This window comes from Methanobrevibacter sp., from assembly GCF_017409525.1.
Lineage (GTDB): Archaea > Methanobacteriota > Methanobacteria > Methanobacteriales > Methanobacteriaceae > Methanocatella.
Genome location: NZ_JAFQSO010000012.1, coordinates 227,391 through 249,315, shown reverse-complemented (window position 1 = coordinate 249,315; position 21,925 = coordinate 227,391). Strand labels below are relative to the sequence as shown.

The window sequence follows — 21,925 nt, the reverse complement described above, 5'->3', positions numbered from 1 at the left end:
TATGTCTACAAAAGTCAAATCTCCGGATAACTTGCCCAATAAGCCCGGCGTCTATATCATGAGGGATAAGGAAGACACCATTATCTACATCGGCAAGGCTAAAAATCTTATAAAAAGGGTAAAGTCTTATTTTCGAGAAAAGCTAGACAGGCCAAAGACTCAAATTCTGATGAGCCATTTTCACAGCTTGGAATATATCGTCACCAATTCCGAAAAGGAGGCCTTAATTCTTGAAGCAAACTTGATAAAGAAGCATCGTCCCAGATATAATGTACAACTGAAGGATGATAAGAGGTATCCATATGTAAAGATTACCGATGAGAAGTTTCCAAGGCTGCTGATTACAAGAAACATTACTAAAAACGGAATCTATTACGGTCCGTTTACTGATGTGGGTTCAGTCAAGCAAACGGTGAAATTTTTAAAGTCATTATTTAAAATCAGGACTTGCCGAAACATGGACGGGCCATGTTTAAATTCCCAAATTGATTTATGCTATGCGCCTTGCGACGGCAATATCTCACAAGAGGAATACTCTGAAATCATAAATAAGATTGACTTGTTTTTCCAGGGCAAGTATTCTGCCATCGTAAGGAATCTCAAGAGTGAAATGATGGCGGCTGCAGACAATGAGGAGTTTGAGAAAGCCGCTGTCTTAAGAGACCAGATTGCTTCCATTGAGGAGATTATGGAAAAGCAGTTCGTTGATTTGGTGGACGATGATTTGGACCAGGATGTAATAGCTATCGCTCAGGATGAGGACGAGGTTGTAGTTATCATAATGCCCATAAGAAACGGCAAGATTGTTGGCCAGGATGACTTTTTGATGAGCGCATCCCAATATGATTCCGCCTCTGAGATCATGTTTGCATTTATACAGCAGTATTATGGATATAACAGGCATGTTCCAAAGCAGATTATTTTGGATGAAGACATTGATGAGAAAGGATTGCTGGAGGAATGGCTAAGCGATTTAAGGGGAAATAAGGTTCACATTAAAGTTCCTCAAAAAGGTGTCAAGTTGCGTCTTGTCAAAATGGCCCGTAAAAATGCTGAAATTATTAAACACCAAAAGAAAAAGATGGAATCTGCATTGATCGAACTTAAGAAATACCTAAAACTTGAAAAGTTGCCTCATGTTATAGAAGGATATGATATAAGTAATATTTCAGGCAAGTTTGCAGTCGGTTCTAAGGTTTCATTTCAGGACGGAAAACCCAATAAAAAAAGGTATAAACATTTCAAAATGGAAACTCCCGGTCCTAACGATTTTGCCATGATGGAGGAATTGCTGACCCGAAGATTAAAAATGGTGGATAGGGACCCAGAACCGGACCTCATTGTCATCGATGGAGGCAAAGGACAGTTGGGCATGGCCTGCGGAGTGTTGGATGAATTGAATCTTACTCATATACCGATTATCGGTCTTGCAAAGGAATTCGAAGAGATATATGTCCCAAACTCAAAGCGACCTATCATCATTCCTAAAAACAATAAGGCATTGCATTTGCTTCAGCAGGTGAGGGATGAATCCCATCGCTTTGCAATTACATATCATAGAAAACTCCGTAGTAAGGATATATCAGCCTCTTCACTTGATGATATTGCTGGAATTGGCAAAAAAAGGAAGATGAATCTTTTAAAAGAATTTGGCACAATAGATAATATTAAAAAGGCATCAATATCTGATTTAGCTAAAATAGAGGGTATGAATCAAAAAACGGCTGAAAATGTCTATAATTATTATCACTAATCTTAAATTAAGTTATAGAAAAAACCACTCATTTTCCATTACATTTAAATATAAGTATTTTTAAAAGTTTTCATAAGAAATATTGAAAGGTATTAATTTATGGTAAAATGTCCAAGATGCGGATATGAAAATGCATCCTCATCTGTTTATTGTGATAATTGCGCATACCTACTTTCCAGCAATAAAAGTACTAAACCTAAAAAGACCAATACTGGCAGATGGAATGTAGGATTGGGTAAAAAAATATTAATAGTTTTGGGTATTATTATTGTTGCTTTGTTATTATTTTCCTTTATTTATAATAATTCCCAACCTTCAAATAATGAGTCATTAAATGTTATTTACGATGATGGAAGTCAGCAACAGGCATCTTCCCATCCATATCAAGTTGTAATTTCATACAATGGTACTTGGTATGCTGAAATGGGTGATCCGGACTATTTGGTTGGAAAATCAGGTTCTGGTGAAAATACATTTACACTTAATTGCGCTGCATGGGATAATGTAAAGATAAATGCCCAAAAATTAAGCGGCGAAGGAGAAATTAAAATCCAACTTTTAAGAAATGGTGAAGTTGTAGCTGAAAACTCAACTACAGGTGGCCATGATAGTGTATCAATTTTCTATAATAGCTAAAATTGATTAACTTTCTCTTCCAATAGCTCTACAAGCTCATCGGTTTTGTAGAGTCGGATTTCATTTTCATCATCCTTAAATATCCTGAGGAATGTAATCAGGTCATTACATAATTGCTCATATTGAATATTTAATGTGTGAAAGTTAGACAGTAGTCCGAATGCTTTTTGCTGGTCTAATTTAGGATCGTCCTTTAGCATTCTTTCCATATTTGCAAAATGAGTTTCAATCATTATTTTTTCCTGTTCTAAACTGTCGATATATTCTTGAACTTTATTGTCGCTAGCCATTTTAATCACTTATTTTTTAATTATATGTCTATAAAATATAAATAGTTTCATGAATATAGATTATATATTATAAAATGGGGCATGAGAATGATAAAAGTTGAAAATGTAAGTAAAGATTATGAATTGGATGATGGAACTAAAGTCAAGGCGCTTAAGGATGTCAGTTTTGAAGTCAAGGAAGGCGAGATTCTTGGAATCATGGGAAAAAGCGGTTCCGGTAAAACAACACTCTTAAGGGCTTTAAGGGGAGTTGAACATATTGATGCTGGAAGCGTTACTGTTGGAGATGTTAGCATCAACGAAAAATCTTCTCAATACTATTACAATAATCTTAAAAAAGAAACTGCAATTCATCTTCAAAGATCTTTCGGTTTATGGCCGGATACAGTGCGTGAAAACGTATTAAGAAAACTGTATGCAAGGGAATACTTTGATGAGGGAGATACTAATTTTGAAGTTGCTGAAAGCGAATTCGGTGATGAAGCGGATGAACTTTTGGAACTGGTTTCACTTACTCATAAAAAGGACCACTATGCTTCAGTGCTTAGTGGTGGTGAAAAGCAAAGACTCATCATGGCCCGTCAACTTGCCAAACGACCTAAAGCATTGCTTTTGGATGAACCTGCAACTATGGCATGCCCTAAAACCAAGCAGGAAATATTGGATGCAGTTAAAAAAATCAATAATGAATTAAACATTACTGTCGTTCTGGTTTCCCATTTGCCTGATGTCCAGAAGTATCTGGCAGATAGGGTTATTTTACTTGAAGACGGTGAAATTTCCGATGAAGGAACTCCTGAAGAGATTTGCGATAAATTCATGGCCGATATGGAACCTGTCGTGGACATTGAAAACATCTCTACAGATGAGGATGTCATTGATGCCCGCGATATCAAAAAGAGATTCTATTTGCTGACAGGCGGTGAAGTCCTTCAGATGGAAGATATCAATTTCAAAGTTCAAAAGGAGAATATTTTAAGCATAATCGGTCCAAGCGGAGCTGGAAAAACTGTTCTTTTAAGGATGCTAGGTGGACTTGACTATCCGGATGAGGGTGATGTGTTCTATTATGTCGATGGAGAGTGGAGAGATATTGAAATTCCGGGCATGAGCCGTATGAAGATACGTTCCAAATTGGGTTTCATGCATCAGGAATTTGCGCTCACCCATTATGCAACAGTATTGAGCCAGCTGGCTACAAGATTGGGATATAAGAATGAAAACATCGTGAAGGATGCGCAGGAAAGAGCCAGGAAAATCGGAATCGGCGAAGAGCTTCTGGATTCATTTTATCTCTTAACAGACTTGCCGGAATCTGAAGCGAAAAATCGTCTGGAACAGATAGGACTTGATGCGGAAATATTAAATGACCTGTTCCCAAGATTTCCCGAAACCGCAACCAAAGAAGCGGTGGCCGATATTTTTGAAAGCCTTGATTTGGATTTGGACATACTGCATAGAAAGTCATATGAACTGTCAGGAGGTCAAAAGGTACGTGTAATGCTTGCGTTGATTTTGGTTTCAAGACCTAAATTCTTGCTCTTGGATGAGCCGTTCGGTGATCTGGACCCTGTTACCTTAAGGGATGTTACAAATTCACTTAAAAAGATTTCCAAGGAATATGGAATCACCGTTGTAATGATTTCCCATAACACTGATTTTATCAAGGAATTGAGCAATAGGGCAATTTTCATGGATGATGGAAAGATAGTCGATGACAGCGAAGACATTGATGGGATTGTTGACAATTTCATTGATTTCTGCCATGCGGATTACTTGAAAGGGGATTGCTAGATGTTTGATGTCATTTGCGTTCCGGTTGACGGATCTGAATACGGGTATGATGCGGCAGAGGTTGCCATTGAAATAGCTCAAAAGTTTTCATCCAAAATTGCTGCAGTCCATGTCCTGGAGGAATTTTCATTAAATAGCTATGATTCCGAAGAGGATTCAGGGGATGCGATTTTGGCAAAAATCACTAAAAGAGCCGATGAGGTAGGAGTTGAAGTTATAGGGCATCTGCTTACTGCAGACCCATTAAGGGACATGAAATTCATCGTTGACCAGACCCGTGCCGATTTGGTTGTTATTCATGCCCATGGAGCGAATAACAATCGATTCGTGTCATTTGATGAAAATGATGTTTCAGATACTCAAATAGGTTCGGTCTCCGAAAGACTCTTGAGAAATTCTGATGTTCCAGTGTTACTGATTAAATAAGTAATTTAATTTATTTTATTTTCTTTTTTTATACATTTTATAGCTATTTTTAACTAAACTTTTAAATATAATAAGAAACTTAGTATTTATAACTTAAACTATTTAATTTAAGGAGATATTTTATGATTGTAAAAGATTGGTGCTCATTCTGTGGTGAATGTGCAGGAGTTTGTCCAAGAAATTTGATACAAGTAAGAGAGTACGCTTTGGTATTTAATGATGATGATTGTAAGGATTGTGACACATGCATTAAGGCATGTCCAATTGATGCTTTAGAAAAAGAGGATTGATTTTATGATTGAAACTGATGTAATAGTAGTAGGTTCTGGACCTGCAGGTTCTTCTGCAGCTAAACATGCCGCATTAGGTGGCGCAAAAGTTATTTTGATGGATAAGAAATCTGAAATTGGTTCTCCAAAAAGATGCGCTGAAGGGGTTTCAATTCAGGGACTTGAAAAATTGGGAATCGAACCTTCCCCTCGCTGGATTACCAAAAAGATTGAAGGAGTAAGGATTCAGACACCAGACGGAACCGATATCTGGCTAACCGAAGACCAAGTGAAAATACCTGAAGCGGGTTATATTCTTGAAAGGAAAGTGTTTGATAAACATATGGCAATGGATGCTGCAAGAGCTGGTGCTGAAATTAGGATAAAAACTTTAGTAACCGGAATTGAAAAAATTGATAATGGATACATTGTTAAAACAGAATCAATGGGAAAAGAAGAAGTTTTCAAATGTAAAATCTTAATCGCTGCTGATGGTCCTGAAGGACACATTGCAAGATGGGCTGGATTAAGGCCAGCTGCAAAAGCAAAAGAAATGGAATCTGGTGTTCAATACGAAATGTGCAATGTTGAATTTGAAAAGCCGGGAGTAATCGAATTTTACTTAGGTTCCTGCGCTCCTGGAGGATACGTATGGATCTTCCCTAAAGGGGATGACATTGCAAATGTAGGTTTGGCAGTCCTTCCTCACAAGGCAGAAAAGACAGCCAAGGAATATTTGGATGACTTTGTAGCCAATAGCCCTTACTTGAAGAATGCTCAGGCCGTTGAGTTGAATGTCGGAGGAGACCCTGTTGGAGGAATGACCAAAAAGCTTTATGCTGATAATATCATGGTTGTTGGAGATGCCGCAGGTCAGGTAAACCCATTGACCGGTGGAGGAATCATTTCTGGAATGACTGGTGGAATGTGTGCCGGTCAAGTGGCAGCACAGGCCATTAAGGAAGACTGCTCCAAAAAATTCTTGAAGTTATATGACAAGATGGCACATGAAGAGCTGGACCATGAAATTAAAAGATATAAGAAAGTACAGGAATACTTGCTCACATTGTCCGATGATGAGCTGGATGAATTGGGCCATGCATTCGAAGGAGAAAGCTTTGATAAAATTTCAACCACTGAAATCGTTAAAAAATTAATAAAAATATCTCCAAAAGCTTTCCTCAAATTAGGTAAGTTCATTTAGGTGTTTTCAATGATTTTGGTTACTGGTGGAGCAGGATATATCGGAGCCCATACCAATAAGGCTCTCCATAATGCAGGTTACGATACCGTTGTTGTAGATAACCTTTGCAAGGGTTATGAGAATTTCGTCAAATGGGGGGAATTTGAAAACTATGACTTCGGCAGCGCTGACATTAGGGAGGTTTTTGAAAAGTATGACGTCGATGGCGTGATACACTTCGCTGCATTTTCATCCGTAGCCGAATCCGTTGAACTTCCTCAAAAATACTTCAAGAATAACTATAAAAACACATTGAATCTCCTAAAGGTTATGAGAGAATTTGGTGTGGATAAATTTATTCTTTCTTCAACTGCCGCCGTTTATGGAAACCCTGAAAAGATTCCAATTACTGAAGATACTGACTTAAAACCAATCAACCCTTACGGACACTCCAAATTCATCACCGAAAAGGCTTTACAAAGGGAAGCCGAAAAAGGTGATTTCAATTATGTATCTTTGAGATATTTCAATGCGGCAGGCTGTGATTTTGATGGTGAGATAGGGGAATTGCATGACCCTGAAACTCACTTGATACCTTTAGTTTTAGATGCGGCCATCGGAAAAAGGGACAGCATTTCTATTTTTGGTGATGATTACGACACTCCCGATGGGACATGCATTCGCGATTACATTCATGTAAACGACCTTGCGGATGCGCATATCAAGGCATATGAATATCTATGCAAAGAAAAAGAATCAAACATATTCAATTTGGGAAACGGTGAAGGATATTCCGTTCGTGAAGTCATTGACATGTGCAAGAAGGTCACTAAGCGTGATTTTGAAGTAAAAATAGATAAGCGTCGTGAAGGCGATCCTGCAATACTGATAGCTGATTCAACTAAAATTAAAGATGAATTGGGTTGGACTCCACAATATGATCTGGAGCAGATTGTAGAGTCTGCCTGGAATTGGCATGAAAAAATAAATGTAATTTAGGTAATTTTCATGGAAAATGAAAACCACGAATCAAAAATCGATGTAAGAATAATAGTTTCAGGATTGGATATTGCACAGCTGGTGTCAAAGGCAGTAAACAACATCCAACTTGAGAATGATTATAATATAATTGTTTCATCCATCATTCCGACTGTAGAATTGAGCATTGTTAAGAAAGTTGCCAGCGGTGCGGACATTTTGCTGATTGGCGGATATGGGCATGATGAAACATATAACATTCTGTTTAATGAACTGAAAACTGATTTTAATAATATTGGATTGTTTGATTATAACAACATCGTCATTGAAGATGAATCAATCGATTTTCAACTGGCCGAAAAGGAGATTCTAAATTCAATAATAAAGTCAACACTGTCCTATTCTTTGAATTTGATTAATATCCATGCATTGGAAAACAAGCTCATGAAGGTAACTCATAACTACAATAACTTACTGGATGATTATAATCAGCTAATAAAAGAAAATGAAGTTTTATCTCAGGAAAACAAGGAATTGATGGAAGATATAGATGAGATAAAATCAGATTTTTCTGCTTTTAAATTGCGTTATGAGGACATTTACTCTAAAGACATCCTGGAAGTCTTCAATCTTGAAGAACTCTGGCAGGATACATTCAGGCAGGACTTGAATGACGGCGAAAGAATTGTCATAGCCACAAACAGGTTTAAGCCAGACAACATCATCGTTGGCCAAAATCATATTGCTGCACAATCAAAAGAAAAGGCCATTGAATGGTTGAACATTGTCAGAACCGCATTGATATTTGTGGATGATAATTCTGATGATTTAAAGAAGGATTTGGATGATGCTGCACCTGAAAAAAAAGTTCCGGAAGTTCGAGAGGAATATGACATTCCAAATGCTTTTGAGAATTTCTGGGATTGATGATGCTAAACATTATTATTTTATAGTAGTTTAGCCATAATTATAATTATACTATTTATTGGGAGTTTGCTTATGCAAGGAGATATAGAAGACAAGTGCGGTATAGTTGGAATTCACTCTATTGATGAATCTAAAAATGTTGCATCCTTTGTTTATTATTGTTTATATGCTTTACAACATAGGGGCCAGGAATCAGCAGGAATAGCTACTTTTAATCCAGAAAAAGGTTTGAATCATTACTGTGGTATGGGTTTAATAACCGATGTATTTAGGGATTATGATATCCATAGCTTAACAGGAAACAGAGCAATCGGCCATGTAAGATATTCAACAACTGGTCAATCAAAACTGGAAAATTCACAGCCTTTTGTAACTGATTTCGGTGATGGATTTATTGCAATGGCCCATAATGGTGATATCGTTAATTCTCAAGAGTTAAAAAATGAACTCATCGATGAAGGTTTTTATTTCAAATCCGATTGTGATTCTGAAGTGATATGTTACCTTCTTAAAAAAGAGCATTACGATAACGATAAGGACGTTTTAGCAGCCATTGAAGCAGTATGCAAAAAGCTTGTGGGGTCATATGCATTGACAATTCTGGTCGATGGAGAATTGTATGCAGTAAGGGATCCTATGGGAATCAAGCCTCTTGCCATTGCAAAAAAAGACGATGAATATATTTTGGCTTCTGAAACCGTAGCCTTTGATGTAATCAATGCTGAATACATTAGAGATGTTGTGCCTGGAGAGGTAGTTTACTTTAAAAACGATGAAATCAACTCACACATGTTGGAAAGCGCAGGAAAATGCAAGCTTTCACACTGCATGTTTGAATACGTGTACTTTGCAAGACCCGACAGTACCATTGACGGCATCAATGTTTATGAGACTAGGATGAATATCGGCCGTCAATTGCATGAATTGTATCCAATTGATGCTGATTTGGTAATTCCAGTTCCCGATTCATCAATCCCTGCAGCTGTCGGTTATTCAAGAGCTTCCGGAATTCCATATGGTGAAGGATTAATCAAAAACAGATATGTCGGAAGAACATTCATCATGCCGACCCAGGAAGAGAGGGAACTTGCGGTAAGAGTCAAGTTGAACCCTATAAAAGATGCAATTAAAGGCAAAAAGATTGTATTAATCGATGACAGTATTGTAAGGGGAACCACTTCCAAACAGCTGCTTGACCTAGTAAAGGAAGCGGGGCCTGCTGAGATTCACTTTTTAGTAGGCTGCCCTCCTGTTGTTGCACCATGTTTCTATGGAGTGGCTATGGCAACCAAAAAAGAATTGATTGCAGCCAATTATTCTCCTGATGAAATCAGAAAACAGCTTGACATTGACTCTTTGGGATACATTACACTTCCTGCTTTAGTCAAAGCTATCGGAATGCCTGAAGAGAACTTATGTCTGGGATGTCTGAATGAAGAGTATCCTACAGAAATTCCTGAAGGTCTTGAAGCTGAAACCTACTACAAACCTTAGATATTTATGGTAGAACTATTAGCTCCTGCAGGAAATTTCATTTCACTGCGTGCAGTTTTGGAAAACGGTGCAGATGCAGTCTATTTTGGCCTTGATGACTATAACATGAGGGCCAATGCAAAAAACTTTTCACTGGATGACTTATCCGAAGTATCCAAAATCGCCAACGAATATGGGGCTAAAACCTATTTATGCACAAATGTAATCCTAAACGAAAGGTTGGCCGGTGAGCTTGAAAGCAATCTGGAGAGGATTTCCGCATCTGAAATTGATGGGCTAATTTTATCGGACATCGGATTGATTGATAAAACCGTTGCACATGGGCTTGAAGCCCACATCAGCGTTCAGGAAAACGTTACTAATTCTTATACCCTTAAGACCCTGAAGAAACTGGGTGCAAAAAGGGCAATTCTTTCCCGCGAACTTTCACTGGCAGAAATCACTGAAATCACTGAAAAATCCCCGATTGAAACGGAGATATTCATTCATGGAGCGATATGCATGGCGATTTCAGGGCGCTGCTTTTTAAGCTATGGGCTTTATGGCCGAAGCGCCAATTGCGGAGATTGCCTGCAGCCCTGCCGCAAGAACTGGACATTGACATATGAAGAGGGGGATGACAATGTCATCAATTTCTCGGATGTTGAGGATGAGACATTCCTAATCACCGGAAGCGATGATGCAAGCTACAGGACAAACTTCTTTTCTCCAAAGGACATGTGCATGATAGAGCACATTCCTGAACTCATCGAAAGCGGTGTAGCATCATTTAAGATAGAGGGAAGGGCGCGAAGTCCGGATTATGGAGCTATGGTGACCGGCGTGTACAGGCAGGCAATTGACGATTATGAGAATGACTCCTTGAATTATGAGGTTAAAAGTGAATGGATGGATGAGCTTTCAAGTGTATTCAACCGTGGATTCGACACTAACTTTTACTTTTCAACTCCATTTGAGAGAAGCGAAGACAATCAGTCCAAATACATCAAAAAGGATATAGGTCAGGTTGTAAACTACTACAGTAAGGTGAAGGCCGCAGAAATAAGGATATGGGATGATTTGGCTTTGGGAGATCTGATAATGATTCAGGGCCGGACCACAGGATCCATTACCCACACAATCGATTCGATGCAGATTGAAGGGGAAAGCGTCAGTGAGGTTTCAAGAGGTTGCAATGTGGCGATAGCCATTGATGAGAAAGTAAGGCAAAACGATTTCGTCTATAAGCTGGTTGAGAGGAATAATGATGATTAAGAAAATAGCCATTTACGGAAAGGGTGGAATAGGAAAAAGCACAACAGTGGCTAACCTGTCTGCCGTATGGGCAAGCGATGATTTGAACTGCCTTGTAATCGGATGCGATCCGAAGGCGGACACCACACGCACATTATATGGGAAAAGAATTCCAACTGTAGTCAACACTTTAAAGGACAATAGAGCTCCTGAAAAGGATGATTTGGTTTTCACAGGTTTTAAAGGAATTCAATGCGTTGAAAGCGGAGGTCCTGAGCCGGGTGTTGGATGTGCAGGACGTGGCGTTATTGTGGCCATGAAAAGGCTTGAAAAGCTTGATATTTTCAATGACGATTTGGATGTTGTCGTTTATGACGTGTTGGGGGACGTTGTCTGCGGAGGATTTTCAGTTCCCTTGCGTGAAAAGTATGCCGATGAGGTGCTTATCGTAACCTCTGGCGAGTACATGTCACTTTATGCGGCAAACAATATTGTTCGGGGCGTCAAGAAGCTTAAGGGAAACTTAAGCGGCATTGTATGCAACTGCAGGAATGTCGAAAGGGAAGAGGAAATAGTCAATGAATTCGCTGAAAAGATAGGAACTCATGTAGTTGGCACAATCCATAGGAGCAATTTAATTCAAGACGCTGAATTAGATGCAAAAACCGTTGTAGAAAAATACCCTGAAAGTGAAGAAGCACAAGAATACAGAGACCTTGCTTCAAGCATTATGTCTAATGAAAACGTCTCAACTCCAGAGCCTATGGATGATGAGGAATTCGAGGAATTTTTCAAATTTTATAGGGATTAACATGATTTCGCTTAGAAAGATAAACGGCATTCTGATTTTTTTTTAACTCATGCTGTGTGGAGGCATGCCCCAATAATGATGGAGGGATTTCATAGGAACTCCAACTGCAGTCTTGACATTGATTGAAAGGGATTATATATGCACTATTCAACGGATTACAAATCACCTATAGGGGACATGCTGATTGTAAGTGACGGCGAAGCTATTTGCGGCGTTTGGTTTTACGGCCAAAAGCATTTCTTATCATCAATTTCTGGAGATATTGTTGAAAATGATGATTTGGCTATTTTTAGAAAAGTCAAGGACTGGCTTGACGATTACTTTAACGGCTTGAATCCTGACATTGATTTCAAGCTGAAACCCAAAGGCAGCGAATTTAGAGTGAAAGTCTGGAAAGTGCTGTCTGAAATCCCGTATGGCGAAACATCAACCTATGGAGAAATTGCATCCAAGATATCGCCTGAAATGTCTGCTCAGGCGGTTGGAGGGGCCGTAGGGCATAATCAGATTTCAATCCTGATACCTTGCCACAGGGTGATAGGTTCAAACGGAAAGCTAACGGGCTATGCGGCAGGAATCGATAAAAAGGCAGCTTTGCTGAAATTGGAAAAAAGCATAATTTGATTTAGCCAATGTATTAATATGAATATTCTAGCTATTTTTGATATTAACTTTAAGACTAACAGATTAAAAATTGAAGATGTATTATAGACATTTTGGACTTAGAAAAATTCAAAGCAATGCATATATTGGAAAACTGGATAATCTAGAATTAGATGATTTAAAAAATCAGATTAAATTGGTCATCCGCCAAAAGGACAGTGTACTAATTTTTCCATTATGTGAAAAGTGCTATTCAAAAAAGGAGAATCTCGGACGAAAAATTAAATTCCAGGAAGATTTCTATAGGGTGTTCTAATGAATATTTTAATCGACGGATACAACAAATCCCTCCACAAAAAGGATAATCAAATCATCATCAAGGAAAAGGAAAATATTTTAGATGCTATAAAGGCAAGCAGAATTTCAAGTGTTGTAATAATCGGAAAAGGATACATAACTTTTGACGCATTGACATTAATGGCTCAAAACAACATTAAATTGATTTCTTTTGATTATTTCGGCAAGTTAAATTATATTTTGGAATCTCCCGATTGGGGAAATGTGAAACTTAAAAAACTGCAGTATCAACTAAGTGAAAACAAAAAAGGAATTAATATAGCCCGTGAAATAATCAAATCTAAAATGATTAATCAAAAATCAACATTGACAACATTGAATAAACGAAAAAGGATTTCTCTTGTTGATGAGTGTAGGGGAAATATATCAAAACAGATAAATGAATTGAATTCAATTAAACTAACCAATAATCATGAAAATGTTAAAATGAAGATAATGGGTTGTGAAGGTAAGGCTTCCCATGAATATTGGAATGCTATCAAATTACTAGTTCCTCAAAAAATAGGATTTGAAAAAAGAACAAAAAAACCAACGGATCTGTTAAATTCAATGTTGAATTATGGATATGCGATATTGGCAAGTGAAATAACAAAATCAATTTTAATCAATGGTTTGGACCCATACTGTGGGTTATTGCACTTTGATATGGATAAAAGAACTAGTTTGGTATATGACCTGATTGAAGATTTTCGCCAACAGATTGTTGATAAAACTGTTATCAATCTAGTTAATAGAAATCGAGTGACAACAGATGATTTGGATAAGAGAAATAACTCGATAAAATTGGAGAAGAGAAAATTGATAGTTGGCAAAATACAGGAAAAAATTCACTCCACAATTAATTACAATGGGGAAGAATTAACTTATGCAGAAATCATCAATAATCAATCAAACAATCTGGTAAAAACAATTATAAATGAAGAAAAATTTAGAGGATTTAGATTGCACTGGTGAGGACGACTAGTCAAATTTTATTTTAAGAATTTTAGTCCTTAAAAAATTGATGAATAATCATGAATTTAAGTTTAGTTTTTAAAGTTTTTAAGGACGACTTCCATATTTTTGATGTAAATTTTCAAGTCCTAAGAAAATATTTTAATGGGGAATTATAAATACTTTAAATAACTAAAATAACTAAAATTGGGTAGTGTTTTAACTGAATATTAGTTGAGCTATTATTCAAAACAAACTAAATATGATTTTTATGATGTTGTTGAGGCTAGTGAAGGAGAAGGAGATTTAACTGCTTACGATGTTGCAGAGAAAGTAAGGGATGATAGTTTATGAATATTCCGGAGGTTATTTTATGAAAAAAATTGATGAGTCTAAATATCCCATGACTGAAGAAGAGTTCATTAAACGAGTTAAAGAATTATACCTAGAACACAGTACCTGGCCCATGGATATTAAATTAGAGTACATCAATAGTAAAATGGGTCTTGAAGATATGAAACATGAATATATAAATGAATGTTATGATTATGATCGATATGTGAATGATTATCCCGAGTACCCTAATCTTGCTTTTACTGATGAGGGTATGATAGGTACTGCTGTAAGTACTTTAGACTTAATAACAGAATAACAATTATTTTATTTTCATTCTTGAATTGCTCATTGGGTCACTGAGCTTAGTTTTAACTGAATATTAGTTGAGCTATTATTCAAAACATATAGGAGTGATTTGTTTGGAAATTAATTATGATGCAATCAAAGCTAAACGGAAAGAATTGGAGAAATATCCAGGTTTTCTCCCGGTACGCATTCTTGAGGAAATAGATGAATTTGGATATATGGAGTTTCTTGATCAAGAAGGATTGTTGGATGATGGTAATGGATATGCTTCTGAATTAGCTTGGAAATTATCTAAATCCAGAAAACTTCATTGGAAAGAACGGGATGAGGAGTTTCTTATATGGATTAAGAAACATCCTGAATTTAAAGATTTTCTCATTGAAGAATAATATTCAAAGATTAGGTGGTGATTAAATATGTTAACACGTGTTGGTGATGATGAATTAGATATTATGGAATTACCAAATGGTATGACCATAAAAATGGATTTTGCAACAAGTGAAACTGGAACATGGAGTTGGAGAGGTAGAATCAGTGGAAAATATAGGCGTATCAGATTATATGATCAAAAAGATAACTTACTTAGTGAGCTTATAGAACCTAATCCATTATACCGTCCTTCACGTCCAGGAGATCTTGTCTTGTTGGATGAAGATCCTAATGTTATTTATTAAGGTGTATTAGTACACATCTAACTATTTTTTTACTTATTTTTTTTTGTTTTAACTGAATATTAGTTGAGCTATTATTCAAAACAGAAAGCAAATATGAATTTGATGTTGACTTTTACAGTGATGTAAACATCAGTAAAGATTATCCTGCTGCTGAAGAGATTAGGGATAATAAAATGTTATTTGAATCAACATTTGGGGTTAATTTTGAAAATTTAATAAAAGTATTGAGAGGATGAGATTTATGGGAAAATATCCATTAACTTATGAAGAGTATGAAAAAAAAGTAATTGAATTGCTTTTAAGAGACACAACTCCAGATGAAAAAAAACAAATATTAATTGAGTTGGATAATCTGTTGGAATGGGATCCTAATTTCATAAAAAGTTTATATAAATCTGATTGTGGGTATTATGATAGTCGTGAGTGGAATTGGGATAAAATTTTTAATGAACCATTACTATTATCTAGACCTGTTGATACTATTGAGAAATCTTTATAATCTTTTTTTACTATTTTTTTGGAGTATGTAGTTTAACGAGTAAAACGCAAAGATGAAACTCCTAGGTATATGTAGTCTTTGAAGTTGTGTGGTGCAAGTCCGGCCGACTCCCGCTTACTAATATTTTTTACTATTTTTTGGGGTGTTTAGTATAATCTGGCTAGTACAGTTGGCTCCAGACCAACAATTGTAGGTTCAAATCCTGCAACACCCACTAATTTTTATTTCGGAATTTTATCCCTTACAGTGTATATTGAAGAGAACTAAATTCTTATTTTAAAATTCTTTTTTTAAAAAATTTAAGGTATAGGTCTGATTCAAACTAGGGGTTTAGTTCTCTAAAAAAAAGACTGTAAGGGGGTTGACTGCTATCACTAACAATATTGTTAAACAACAACCAGATGGTTCAGTTATACTCACCGCTCCCGTCATGATACCTGGAGTACCGGATTGTGATTTTAGCCGTGGTGAACCTCCTTTAACCGTTGAACAAATAAACTATTTTGAAAAAACTTACCATGATTACCGATTAAACGATGAGGAACATAAGTTCCAGTTTACCGGAGAAACCATCGGAGACCCTGTTGAATCTTTTATTTTGGACAAGGACACTAGTTTTACATTATTAAACGGTTCTCAAAAATCATACCCTCGCGGTACTTGGATGTTGTCATCCATGATTACTGACCCCGAAGCAGTGCAAACTGCGTTTTAACTGAATATTAGTTGAGCTATTATTCAAAACATTAACACTAGTTGTAAAGTAATTGAAGATGCATTCAATAAAAACTTAGGCCGTAGTGGATTCCAAGAATTATTTGAGTTTATTCGTGAAGATCATGAGAATAAATTAAACCGTGCCGAAATTGAAGATAAGCAATTACGTAACGGAACTACTTATATAAATGAAGTTAGAACTGGTTATGGTTTGGAACCTGTTGAATGGGGTAATGTCCCAATGAATTATAGTCAATATGCTATTGCAACAAGTCCTGAAAACCTAGACCAATCAGTATTAATCACACCACAGGAAGTGGATAAAGAATTAAATAAATCAATTATCCTTGAAAGATTAAAAAGGATGTATTAAACCATGTCTATTCTTAAAGAGAAGCTCGTCACTAATCATATGTTATTGGATTACTTTGACATGTGGGATGAATTCGACATCACTAAAGTTGAAGATCCAAAAACTATCCGATATTATGATTTGATAATGAATTTATTGGATAGTCAGATTGATGCAAGTATACGTTGGTTAGAATCTGAAGAAGCAAGAGATTATTTCTTCGGTGAAGCAGAATACCAAGTTGAAGTATTCCAATCATTGGAAGATGAATGGGATAGTATACTTGAGGGTAAATATCCTAGTGTTGAAGCATTGCTTAATGAAGTTTATCGTAGAGGCAAAGCCAAAGGTTACACTGATATGCGAGAGCATATCAAGTATACTGAAGCAGATAAACAAGCTATTAAAATAGCGAGAGATTACAATTATCATTTAATAAGTAAAATAGACAATGATACTCGAATCCAAATAAAAAATAAAATTAATGAAGCAGTTATTGCAGGTGAACACCCTTACACTGTTGCTCCAAAAATACTAAGTATTGCAGGGGAAAGACTTGAAGGATCTAACTTCACACCTAGACAAAGAGCAACAATGATTGCGAGAACTGAAATATCAAGAGTGCAAAATACTGGAATACTACAATCATATATCAATGAAGGTTATATTGAAGTTAAACTTTTAACTGCTGAAGATAATAATGTTTGCCAACTATGTTTAAGATATGCTTTTGAATTCAACGATGATGATAATATAACTTTTGCGAATCGTGGAGAAGAAAGAGTTCACAATATCATCAAACTAATTAAAAATGGGAAGTTCCCACCATTCCATCCATTATGCAGATGCACATACCTAAGTGTATGGGAAAGTAAAGGTGAACCTCCAGAAGAACCTTATATTGTAGATTTAACCCCATTGGAATTTAAAGATTTATCCAATCATCGTTATACTGGAGAGTTTATGGGGTTGGATCCCTCTAAAATTCCTTCAGAGTATCCTATTATTATTAAGGATAATATGTTGGGGTTCGATCAATATGTTAGAAATGGTAAATGGAAATCTCGTGAATATGGTTATGTAATTAATTTAACAACTGGGAAAGTTAGTGATTATGTTACAAATTATGAAGAAAATCATGTGACTTTAAGTTCTGAACATCTATCATTTTATAAGAATAATGATGTATTCTCTGCACATAGTCATATAAGTCTTGAACCTTTCAACTTTGAGGATTTTTATGAAGCTTTGAAGAATGAAGATATTAATATGAAAGGCATGATGGTCCATACCCCTAAAGATATTTTCATAGTGGAATTTGGTCAGAATGCAAAAAATAATGTTAATGATATTGTAAATGCTGCTTATGATGATTATAAGAATATGATGCAGCGAAAATTGAATAATCCTACTGTAGAATTTGGGGCTGAGGCTCTTTGGGATAATTATTTAAATAATGAAGTACTAAATAAATATATGAGTTTTAGGAGAGTTTCTAAAGATGACTAATTCAAAAAAGAATCCTGTAAATGTTGATTTAGATTTTGATCATACTGAAACTAAAGAGTTAGAGCAACAACTTCTTTCAGGAAAAATTACGTTTAAAGAATGGGAAAGAAATCTCCATAAAAAACTTGATAAATTATTAGATAATTAAATTTCTATTTCTTAAATTGTATTTGTAAAAAAAACTTTTAATATTAACTACTTTTTTTATAACAATAATTCTGAGATGTTAGCGTATGCTATCAACTTTTTTTCATGGTCATTTCGTTACTTTAAGTTCCCCCTGAGCATAGGGGTTAAACTGCTCACAGGCTCTTTTGCTTCGATGTCCACGACCATTTTTAGTTTGTGTGTTTTTTCCTCCTCTGGTTTTAATAAAAGGAAAAACAATAGACCATAAATTTTTTTTTATGTGTGTTGGTAGAAGCATTGATTTTTTTTCCATGGTAAGTTTTAACTGAATATTAGTTGAGCTATTATTCAAAACAGAGACTTAAATGAGGAAGTGCGAAAAGAGGCACAGAGCTTATAACATTATATATGTTTAAATACAAAAAGAATGCCATAACAAAAAAGGAGAGGGGATTATGGATGCAAAACTAATAATTTCAGCGATTGCAGGAGTCATCTCAGCAATAGTTGCGATATACTGCTATGCGACAGCGCATCATCATGACATGATGATTCATATTCATGATGCATCAATGTTTTATCTATATGCCATGATATTTGCCGTGATTGCAATAGTCTGCCTGATACTTGCAGCATATTTTGCATACAGAAATTCGAAAAAGTGAACTGGTACATTTGCTTGAAGACATGATTAAATAGGGAAATGAAAAATCAGTCTGTTTTGTGAAACGTTTAGTGTTTTAACTGATTAGTTAATCAATTATCCATAACTTTATAATTGATGATTAGAATTTACGATAAATAGTCTATTTAATTAAATTAGGGCTAGTTTTAATGAATATCAGCAAAGCTATTTCAACCATTAGCTTGAGCTAGTCGAATCGCATTTCGCATTAAGATATGACAAATTCTGCACAGAATCAAACCACTGCTTTTAATGATTTAATTTTGAAAAGTCGAAAAAAAAGTTTAATACGATGAAATAAAAAAATAACATCATAACATCTGTGGAGAAATTATGCATGGGCAATGATTTTTTTAAATTTGAGGAAAATGATTTGGATTTTCCATTTTATAACGGTAAACCGTCAGTTTCAATAATAGGATGGGCGGTATTGACGTTTGGAGTAATATTGACAATCGCATTCTATTTTGGACTGGCAGCATATATTCCAGGATATGAGCATTGGCCGTTTCCATTGGCAGCTATTGTGGACATTCTGATTATCTTGATACCATTGGCGTACTGCTGCAAGGGAAAATTGGGCCTGATTATTAAAATGCCAAAATTAAAGGACATGAAGGTAGTAATATTATGTGCAATAGCTTATTTAGTCTCTACAATGGCGATTAACATGATATTGGAGATGTTTGGAGTTGTTGGAACAAGCAATCCTCTGGGTGAAGCGGCAGCTGCAGCTCCGCTATTGGTCACAGTCGATCTGCTGGTCTCATTGTTTGGTGAGGAATTATTTAAAATCACCATATTCCTGATAGTTATGGCAGCGGCTTATCACGTCACAAAAAACAGGAAAAATTCAATTATTGTAGGAATTGTGGGTGCATGCATATTGTTCGGTTTGATTCATATGCCAACCTATGACTTCAATATTGCGCAATGCATGTTGCTCATAGGCATCGGTTGCGTATTCCACATATGCCCATATGTTAAAACAAAAAATATCGTGAACTCATACATTACACATCTCATGATAGATTTTGTGATATTCCTGCCGTTCATGATAATGGGGGCAATGTAGCATCGCTCTAAAAAGGATTTTAATAATTTAACTTTAAATATTTTTTAAAATATAATAAGGAGGGAAAGCATGAAGAGAAAAATTATTTTAGCATTGTTTGTAATTTTTGTAATTATGGCAAGTGCCGCTGCAGTTAGTGCAGTGGCTCATGAAGAGAATTTCGGAAAATTTACATTATTTATAGATGGCCAGAGAACAGGAAATATTTCTTTTGATCTTGGAGGCAATAATACGGAAATGTATGATTATGACACTCCAAACGGAAATGTCTCAGTTTTGATCATGTCCGTTAAAAAGGATGCGGATGAAGTCATCAACAGTTTTATTGAAGATGATGGATATAAAAAAATCGGGTCCGTTGGAGAATTTACACTTCTAGAAACTAACTATGGAGGGTATGAAGGAGTATATTTCAGTGATGATTATTGGGTTGCAGTGATTTTTGATGATTTGAATTCTGGAAAGGCAATTTTAGAATCATTTAAATTAACTTAGACTTGTTTATAACAGGATTTATGGTTCTTGTATAAAGCAATTAATCCAGTTGAAAACTGAAAGAAGAGGTATGGCAAATGGATGTTATGCCCAGAGAAGTTGAACAGCATGATGAAATATTGACTGTTCCCAGCTTCAGTTAACCTCAACTCAAAATTTTACTTTTTTCCCTCTTTTTTTCATAGAAACTATTTTAAATTTCATTTTACTAATTATAATTAATGAATGCCAATGTGAACGATGAAAAGATTTTTACGAAGCCATTCTTTCTGGTCTTTGGGGCGCTGCTGTTTTCAGCTTTGGTGATGTATGCTTTAATGTCAACTGTAACAGAGTATGCCACAGCTCTAGGATCATCAGCCACCATTGCCGGGCTAGTGTCTGGATTGTATATTTTCGGAGGGCTTTGCTCCAGAATCTATTCCGGAAATGCCTTGGAAAAAGTCGGCTGGAAAAAGATAGCTTTGGTATTCATGAGCATTCATTTTCTATCATGTCTTTTGTATTTTGTAGTCAGTGACGTGACCTTGCTTTTGGCGGTTCGATTCATTCACGGAATCGGTTTTGGAGCAACGGCCAATGCGATAGTTACAATAGCCTCTGACGTGCTTCCAAAAAAGCGTTTCGGAGAGGCTTTCGGCTATTTCATGCTTGGAACCACAATAGCTGTGGGACTCGGCCCATATATCAGTGGATTTCTATATGACTGCGTTGGCCCATACGGCTGTTTTGGAGCTGCAAGTGTCTTTTCTGCACTTGCACTGATTTTTATTTATTTTGTCGATGTGAGTGCACACGACCCTGGAAACAATCCTGAGAAGGTTAAAAAAGAGGATGATGGCTATAGTGGAATTGAAAAGGTCTTTGAAATTAAGGCAATTCCAGTATCCCTTTTCACCGCACTGACAAGTCTCGGTTACGTTTCAATCCTCTCATTTTACAGGCTCTATGCCGTTGAGGTTAACCTGACAACTGCATTTTCATGGTTCTTCATAATCTATTCGGTTGTCCTGGTCCTGTCAAGGCCGATAGCAGGCAAGATTCAGGATAGGCATGGGGATAGAATAATCTGCTTTACAGGCATCATAGCACAGTCAGTAGGTTTGTTTTTGATTGCAGTATATCCTTCAACATTGACGGTCATTGTATGTGCAGTCTGTGCTGCCTTAGGATTCGGAACACTTAATTCGGCATGCACAACAATTGTTACAAGAAACAGTTCCGAACATCGCCGCTCCTATGCGGTATCCACATTTTTCATATTCTGTGATGCGACAATGGGCTTCGGTCCGGCACTGCTTGGAAGCTTTGTTTCTGCAACCAGCGGATATGCTCCCGTTTATTTAATATCCTCATTCATCACAATATTGGCCCTTCCAATAGCAGTGTATGCATTAAGGAAGGGAAATTAAACCTTTAAAGGATTTAAGAAAGTTTTAAATATTTACTTTTACAGATTCT

At 36.2% G+C, this 21,925-nt stretch carries 27 protein-coding genes; 26 read left to right on the top strand and 1 reads right to left on the bottom strand.

Annotated elements, in window-relative coordinates; translation table 11 throughout:
- The first annotated feature begins 1 nt into the window (after nucleotide 1).
- Both uvrC and IJE64_RS07015 read left to right on the top strand, forming a co-directional pair.
- On the top strand, nucleotides 2-1,753 hold the full coding sequence (gene uvrC / locus IJE64_RS07020) for an excinuclease ABC subunit UvrC (RefSeq protein WP_292783982.1): 1,752 nt from the start codon (nucleotides 2-4) through the stop codon (nucleotides 1,751-1,753).
- 99 nt (nucleotides 1,754-1,852) lie between these two features.
- On the top strand, nucleotides 1,853-2,389 hold the full coding sequence (locus tag IJE64_RS07015; RefSeq protein ID WP_292783979.1) for a zinc ribbon domain-containing protein: 537 nt from the start codon (nucleotides 1,853-1,855) through the stop codon (nucleotides 2,387-2,389).
- Here IJE64_RS07015 and IJE64_RS07010 read toward each other — a convergent pair.
- Nucleotides 2,386-2,679, bottom strand: a complete 294-nt coding sequence (locus tag IJE64_RS07010) for a hypothetical protein (RefSeq protein ID WP_292783976.1) — start codon at nucleotides 2,677-2,679, stop codon at nucleotides 2,386-2,388. The genes IJE64_RS07015 and IJE64_RS07010 overlap by 4 nt on opposite strands.
- An 87-nt stretch (nucleotides 2,680-2,766) precedes the next feature.
- On the opposite strand from IJE64_RS07010, the gene IJE64_RS07005 reads away from it, so the two are divergent.
- From IJE64_RS07005 to IJE64_RS06890, 24 genes are all read left to right on the top strand, one after another.
- The gene (locus IJE64_RS07005) at nucleotides 2,767-4,473 is read left to right on the top strand and encodes an ATP-binding cassette domain-containing protein (protein WP_292783973.1); all 1,707 of its coding nucleotides are present in this window, start codon (nucleotides 2,767-2,769) and stop codon (nucleotides 4,471-4,473) included.
- Nucleotides 4,474-4,899 carry a universal stress protein gene (locus IJE64_RS07000; RefSeq protein ID WP_292783970.1) on the top strand — a complete coding sequence of 142 codons (426 nt, stop codon included), beginning with the start codon at nucleotides 4,474-4,476 and terminating at the stop codon, nucleotides 4,897-4,899.
- Nucleotides 4,900-5,021: 122 nt separating this feature from the next.
- Complete coding sequence (locus IJE64_RS06995; RefSeq protein ID WP_292609466.1) at nucleotides 5,022-5,189, top strand: 4Fe-4S binding protein; 168 nt, start codon at nucleotides 5,022-5,024, stop codon at nucleotides 5,187-5,189.
- Between the two features lie 4 nt (nucleotides 5,190-5,193).
- Nucleotides 5,194-6,372 (top strand): NAD(P)/FAD-dependent oxidoreductase, encoded by a 1,179-nt coding sequence (locus IJE64_RS06990; RefSeq protein WP_292783968.1) that lies wholly within the window; start codon nucleotides 5,194-5,196, stop codon nucleotides 6,370-6,372.
- A 9-nt stretch (nucleotides 6,373-6,381) separates the two neighbouring features.
- Nucleotides 6,382-7,350, top strand: coding sequence for a UDP-glucose 4-epimerase GalE (gene galE, locus IJE64_RS06985; RefSeq protein WP_292783966.1), 969 nt, complete (start codon nucleotides 6,382-6,384; stop codon nucleotides 7,348-7,350).
- A 9-nt stretch (nucleotides 7,351-7,359) separates the two neighbouring features.
- Complete coding sequence (locus tag IJE64_RS06980; protein WP_292783963.1) at nucleotides 7,360-8,256, top strand: hypothetical protein; 897 nt, start codon at nucleotides 7,360-7,362, stop codon at nucleotides 8,254-8,256.
- 72 nt (nucleotides 8,257-8,328) lie between these two features.
- Nucleotides 8,329-9,750 (top strand): amidophosphoribosyltransferase, encoded by a 1,422-nt coding sequence (gene purF / locus IJE64_RS06975; RefSeq protein ID WP_292783960.1) that lies wholly within the window; start codon nucleotides 8,329-8,331, stop codon nucleotides 9,748-9,750.
- Nucleotides 9,751-9,756: 6 nt separating this feature from the next.
- A complete protein-coding gene (locus tag IJE64_RS06970; protein WP_292783956.1) occupies nucleotides 9,757-11,004 on the top strand; it encodes a U32 family peptidase in 1,248 nt (415 codons plus the stop codon).
- Nucleotides 10,997-11,794 carry a Ni-sirohydrochlorin a,c-diamide reductive cyclase ATP-dependent reductase subunit gene (gene cfbC, locus IJE64_RS06965; RefSeq protein ID WP_292784122.1) on the top strand — a complete coding sequence of 266 codons (798 nt, stop codon included), beginning with the start codon at nucleotides 10,997-10,999 and terminating at the stop codon, nucleotides 11,792-11,794. Before IJE64_RS06970 ends, cfbC begins: the two co-directional genes overlap by 8 nt.
- A gap of 138 nt (nucleotides 11,795-11,932) precedes the next feature.
- On the top strand, nucleotides 11,933-12,418 hold the full coding sequence (locus tag IJE64_RS06960; protein WP_292783953.1) for a methylated-DNA--[protein]-cysteine S-methyltransferase: 486 nt from the start codon (nucleotides 11,933-11,935) through the stop codon (nucleotides 12,416-12,418).
- A 76-nt stretch (nucleotides 12,419-12,494) separates the two neighbouring features.
- Entirely contained in the window at nucleotides 12,495-12,713 is a 219-nt protein-coding gene (gene cas2, locus IJE64_RS06955) for a CRISPR-associated endonuclease Cas2 (RefSeq protein ID WP_292784120.1), read from the top strand.
- On the top strand, nucleotides 12,713-13,708 hold the full coding sequence (gene cas1, locus IJE64_RS06950; protein ID WP_292783951.1) for a CRISPR-associated endonuclease Cas1: 996 nt from the start codon (nucleotides 12,713-12,715) through the stop codon (nucleotides 13,706-13,708). The genes cas2 and cas1 overlap by 1 nt, the downstream gene beginning before the upstream one ends.
- A 352-nt stretch (nucleotides 13,709-14,060) precedes the next feature.
- The gene (locus tag IJE64_RS06945; protein WP_292783948.1) at nucleotides 14,061-14,339 is read left to right on the top strand and encodes a hypothetical protein; all 279 of its coding nucleotides are present in this window, start codon (nucleotides 14,061-14,063) and stop codon (nucleotides 14,337-14,339) included.
- A gap of 103 nt (nucleotides 14,340-14,442) precedes the next feature.
- Nucleotides 14,443-14,718, top strand: a complete 276-nt coding sequence (locus IJE64_RS06940) for a hypothetical protein (protein WP_292783945.1) — start codon at nucleotides 14,443-14,445, stop codon at nucleotides 14,716-14,718.
- Nucleotides 14,719-14,745: 27 nt separating this feature from the next.
- Nucleotides 14,746-15,003, top strand: a complete 258-nt coding sequence (locus IJE64_RS06935; RefSeq protein WP_292783942.1) for a hypothetical protein — start codon at nucleotides 14,746-14,748, stop codon at nucleotides 15,001-15,003.
- A 241-nt stretch (nucleotides 15,004-15,244) separates the two neighbouring features.
- A complete protein-coding gene (locus IJE64_RS06930) occupies nucleotides 15,245-15,502 on the top strand; it encodes a hypothetical protein (RefSeq protein WP_292783939.1) in 258 nt (85 codons plus the stop codon).
- Nucleotides 15,503-15,863: 361 nt separating this feature from the next.
- The gene (locus IJE64_RS06925; RefSeq protein WP_292783936.1) at nucleotides 15,864-16,217 is read left to right on the top strand and encodes an XkdF-like putative serine protease domain-containing protein; all 354 of its coding nucleotides are present in this window, start codon (nucleotides 15,864-15,866) and stop codon (nucleotides 16,215-16,217) included.
- Nucleotides 16,218-16,460: 243 nt separating this feature from the next.
- Nucleotides 16,461-16,592 (top strand): hypothetical protein, encoded by a 132-nt coding sequence (locus tag IJE64_RS06920; RefSeq protein ID WP_292783933.1) that lies wholly within the window; start codon nucleotides 16,461-16,463, stop codon nucleotides 16,590-16,592.
- A gap of 3 nt (nucleotides 16,593-16,595) precedes the next feature.
- Nucleotides 16,596-18,080 (top strand): phage minor head protein, encoded by a 1,485-nt coding sequence (locus tag IJE64_RS06915; RefSeq protein WP_292783930.1) that lies wholly within the window; start codon nucleotides 16,596-16,598, stop codon nucleotides 18,078-18,080.
- The gene (locus tag IJE64_RS06910; protein ID WP_292783927.1) at nucleotides 18,073-18,228 is read left to right on the top strand and encodes a hypothetical protein; all 156 of its coding nucleotides are present in this window, start codon (nucleotides 18,073-18,075) and stop codon (nucleotides 18,226-18,228) included. Before IJE64_RS06915 ends, IJE64_RS06910 begins: the two co-directional genes overlap by 8 nt.
- Before the next feature lie 436 nt (nucleotides 18,229-18,664).
- Complete coding sequence (locus tag IJE64_RS06905) at nucleotides 18,665-18,874, top strand: hypothetical protein (RefSeq protein ID WP_292783925.1); 210 nt, start codon at nucleotides 18,665-18,667, stop codon at nucleotides 18,872-18,874.
- Between the two features lie 357 nt (nucleotides 18,875-19,231).
- Nucleotides 19,232-19,969, top strand: a complete 738-nt coding sequence (locus IJE64_RS06900; RefSeq protein ID WP_292783922.1) for a type II CAAX prenyl endopeptidase Rce1 family protein — start codon at nucleotides 19,232-19,234, stop codon at nucleotides 19,967-19,969.
- A gap of 69 nt (nucleotides 19,970-20,038) precedes the next feature.
- Nucleotides 20,039-20,464, top strand: a complete 426-nt coding sequence (locus IJE64_RS06895; RefSeq protein WP_292783919.1) for a hypothetical protein — start codon at nucleotides 20,039-20,041, stop codon at nucleotides 20,462-20,464.
- A 221-nt stretch (nucleotides 20,465-20,685) separates the two neighbouring features.
- Nucleotides 20,686-21,876, top strand: a complete 1,191-nt coding sequence (locus IJE64_RS06890) for an MFS transporter (protein WP_292783916.1) — start codon at nucleotides 20,686-20,688, stop codon at nucleotides 21,874-21,876.
- The last annotated feature ends 49 nt before the right edge of the window (nucleotides 21,877-21,925 follow it).

Excerpts from the sequence above, each read along its gene's own strand:
- uvrC (WP_292783982.1), top strand. The coding sequence starts at position 2 with ATGTCTACAAAAGTCAAATCTCCGGATAACTTGCCCAATAAGCCCGGC.
- IJE64_RS06970 (WP_292783956.1), top strand. The coding sequence starts at position 9,757 with ATGGTAGAACTATTAGCTCCTGCAGGAAATTTCATTTCACTGCGTGCA.
- IJE64_RS06920 (WP_292783933.1), top strand. The coding sequence starts at position 16,461 with ATGAATTATAGTCAATATGCTATTGCAACAAGTCCTGAAAACCTAGAC.
- IJE64_RS06905 (WP_292783925.1), top strand. The coding sequence starts at position 18,665 with ATGGATGCAAAACTAATAATTTCAGCGATTGCAGGAGTCATCTCAGCA.
- IJE64_RS06935 (WP_292783942.1), top strand. The coding sequence starts at position 14,746 with ATGTTAACACGTGTTGGTGATGATGAATTAGATATTATGGAATTACCA.
- cfbC (WP_292784122.1), top strand. The coding sequence starts at position 10,997 with ATGATTAAGAAAATAGCCATTTACGGAAAGGGTGGAATAGGAAAAAGC.
- IJE64_RS06900 (WP_292783922.1), top strand. The coding sequence starts at position 19,232 with ATGGGCAATGATTTTTTTAAATTTGAGGAAAATGATTTGGATTTTCCA.
- IJE64_RS07000 (WP_292783970.1), top strand. The coding sequence starts at position 4,474 with ATGTTTGATGTCATTTGCGTTCCGGTTGACGGATCTGAATACGGGTAT.
- IJE64_RS06945 (WP_292783948.1), top strand. The coding sequence starts at position 14,061 with ATGAAAAAAATTGATGAGTCTAAATATCCCATGACTGAAGAAGAGTTC.
- IJE64_RS06910 (WP_292783927.1), top strand. The coding sequence starts at position 18,073 with ATGACTAATTCAAAAAAGAATCCTGTAAATGTTGATTTAGATTTTGAT.
- IJE64_RS07015 (WP_292783979.1), top strand. The coding sequence starts at position 1,853 with ATGGTAAAATGTCCAAGATGCGGATATGAAAATGCATCCTCATCTGTT.
- IJE64_RS06995 (WP_292609466.1), top strand. The coding sequence starts at position 5,022 with ATGATTGTAAAAGATTGGTGCTCATTCTGTGGTGAATGTGCAGGAGTT.
- IJE64_RS07005 (WP_292783973.1), top strand. The coding sequence starts at position 2,767 with ATGATAAAAGTTGAAAATGTAAGTAAAGATTATGAATTGGATGATGGA.
- IJE64_RS06990 (WP_292783968.1), top strand. The coding sequence starts at position 5,194 with ATGATTGAAACTGATGTAATAGTAGTAGGTTCTGGACCTGCAGGTTCT.
- cas1 (WP_292783951.1), top strand. The coding sequence starts at position 12,713 with ATGAATATTTTAATCGACGGATACAACAAATCCCTCCACAAAAAGGAT.
- IJE64_RS06890 (WP_292783916.1), top strand. The coding sequence starts at position 20,686 with ATGAATGCCAATGTGAACGATGAAAAGATTTTTACGAAGCCATTCTTT.
- IJE64_RS06915 (WP_292783930.1), top strand. The coding sequence starts at position 16,596 with ATGTCTATTCTTAAAGAGAAGCTCGTCACTAATCATATGTTATTGGAT.
- IJE64_RS06960 (WP_292783953.1), top strand. The coding sequence starts at position 11,933 with ATGCACTATTCAACGGATTACAAATCACCTATAGGGGACATGCTGATT.
- IJE64_RS06895 (WP_292783919.1), top strand. The coding sequence starts at position 20,039 with ATGAAGAGAAAAATTATTTTAGCATTGTTTGTAATTTTTGTAATTATG.
- IJE64_RS06980 (WP_292783963.1), top strand. The coding sequence starts at position 7,360 with ATGGAAAATGAAAACCACGAATCAAAAATCGATGTAAGAATAATAGTT.
- cas2 (WP_292784120.1), top strand. The coding sequence starts at position 12,495 with ATGTATTATAGACATTTTGGACTTAGAAAAATTCAAAGCAATGCATAT.
- IJE64_RS06930 (WP_292783939.1), top strand. The coding sequence starts at position 15,245 with ATGGGAAAATATCCATTAACTTATGAAGAGTATGAAAAAAAAGTAATT.
- purF (WP_292783960.1), top strand. The coding sequence starts at position 8,329 with ATGCAAGGAGATATAGAAGACAAGTGCGGTATAGTTGGAATTCACTCT.
- galE (WP_292783966.1), top strand. The coding sequence starts at position 6,382 with ATGATTTTGGTTACTGGTGGAGCAGGATATATCGGAGCCCATACCAAT.
- IJE64_RS07010 (WP_292783976.1), bottom strand. The coding sequence starts at position 2,679 with ATGGCTAGCGACAATAAAGTTCAAGAATATATCGACAGTTTAGAACAG.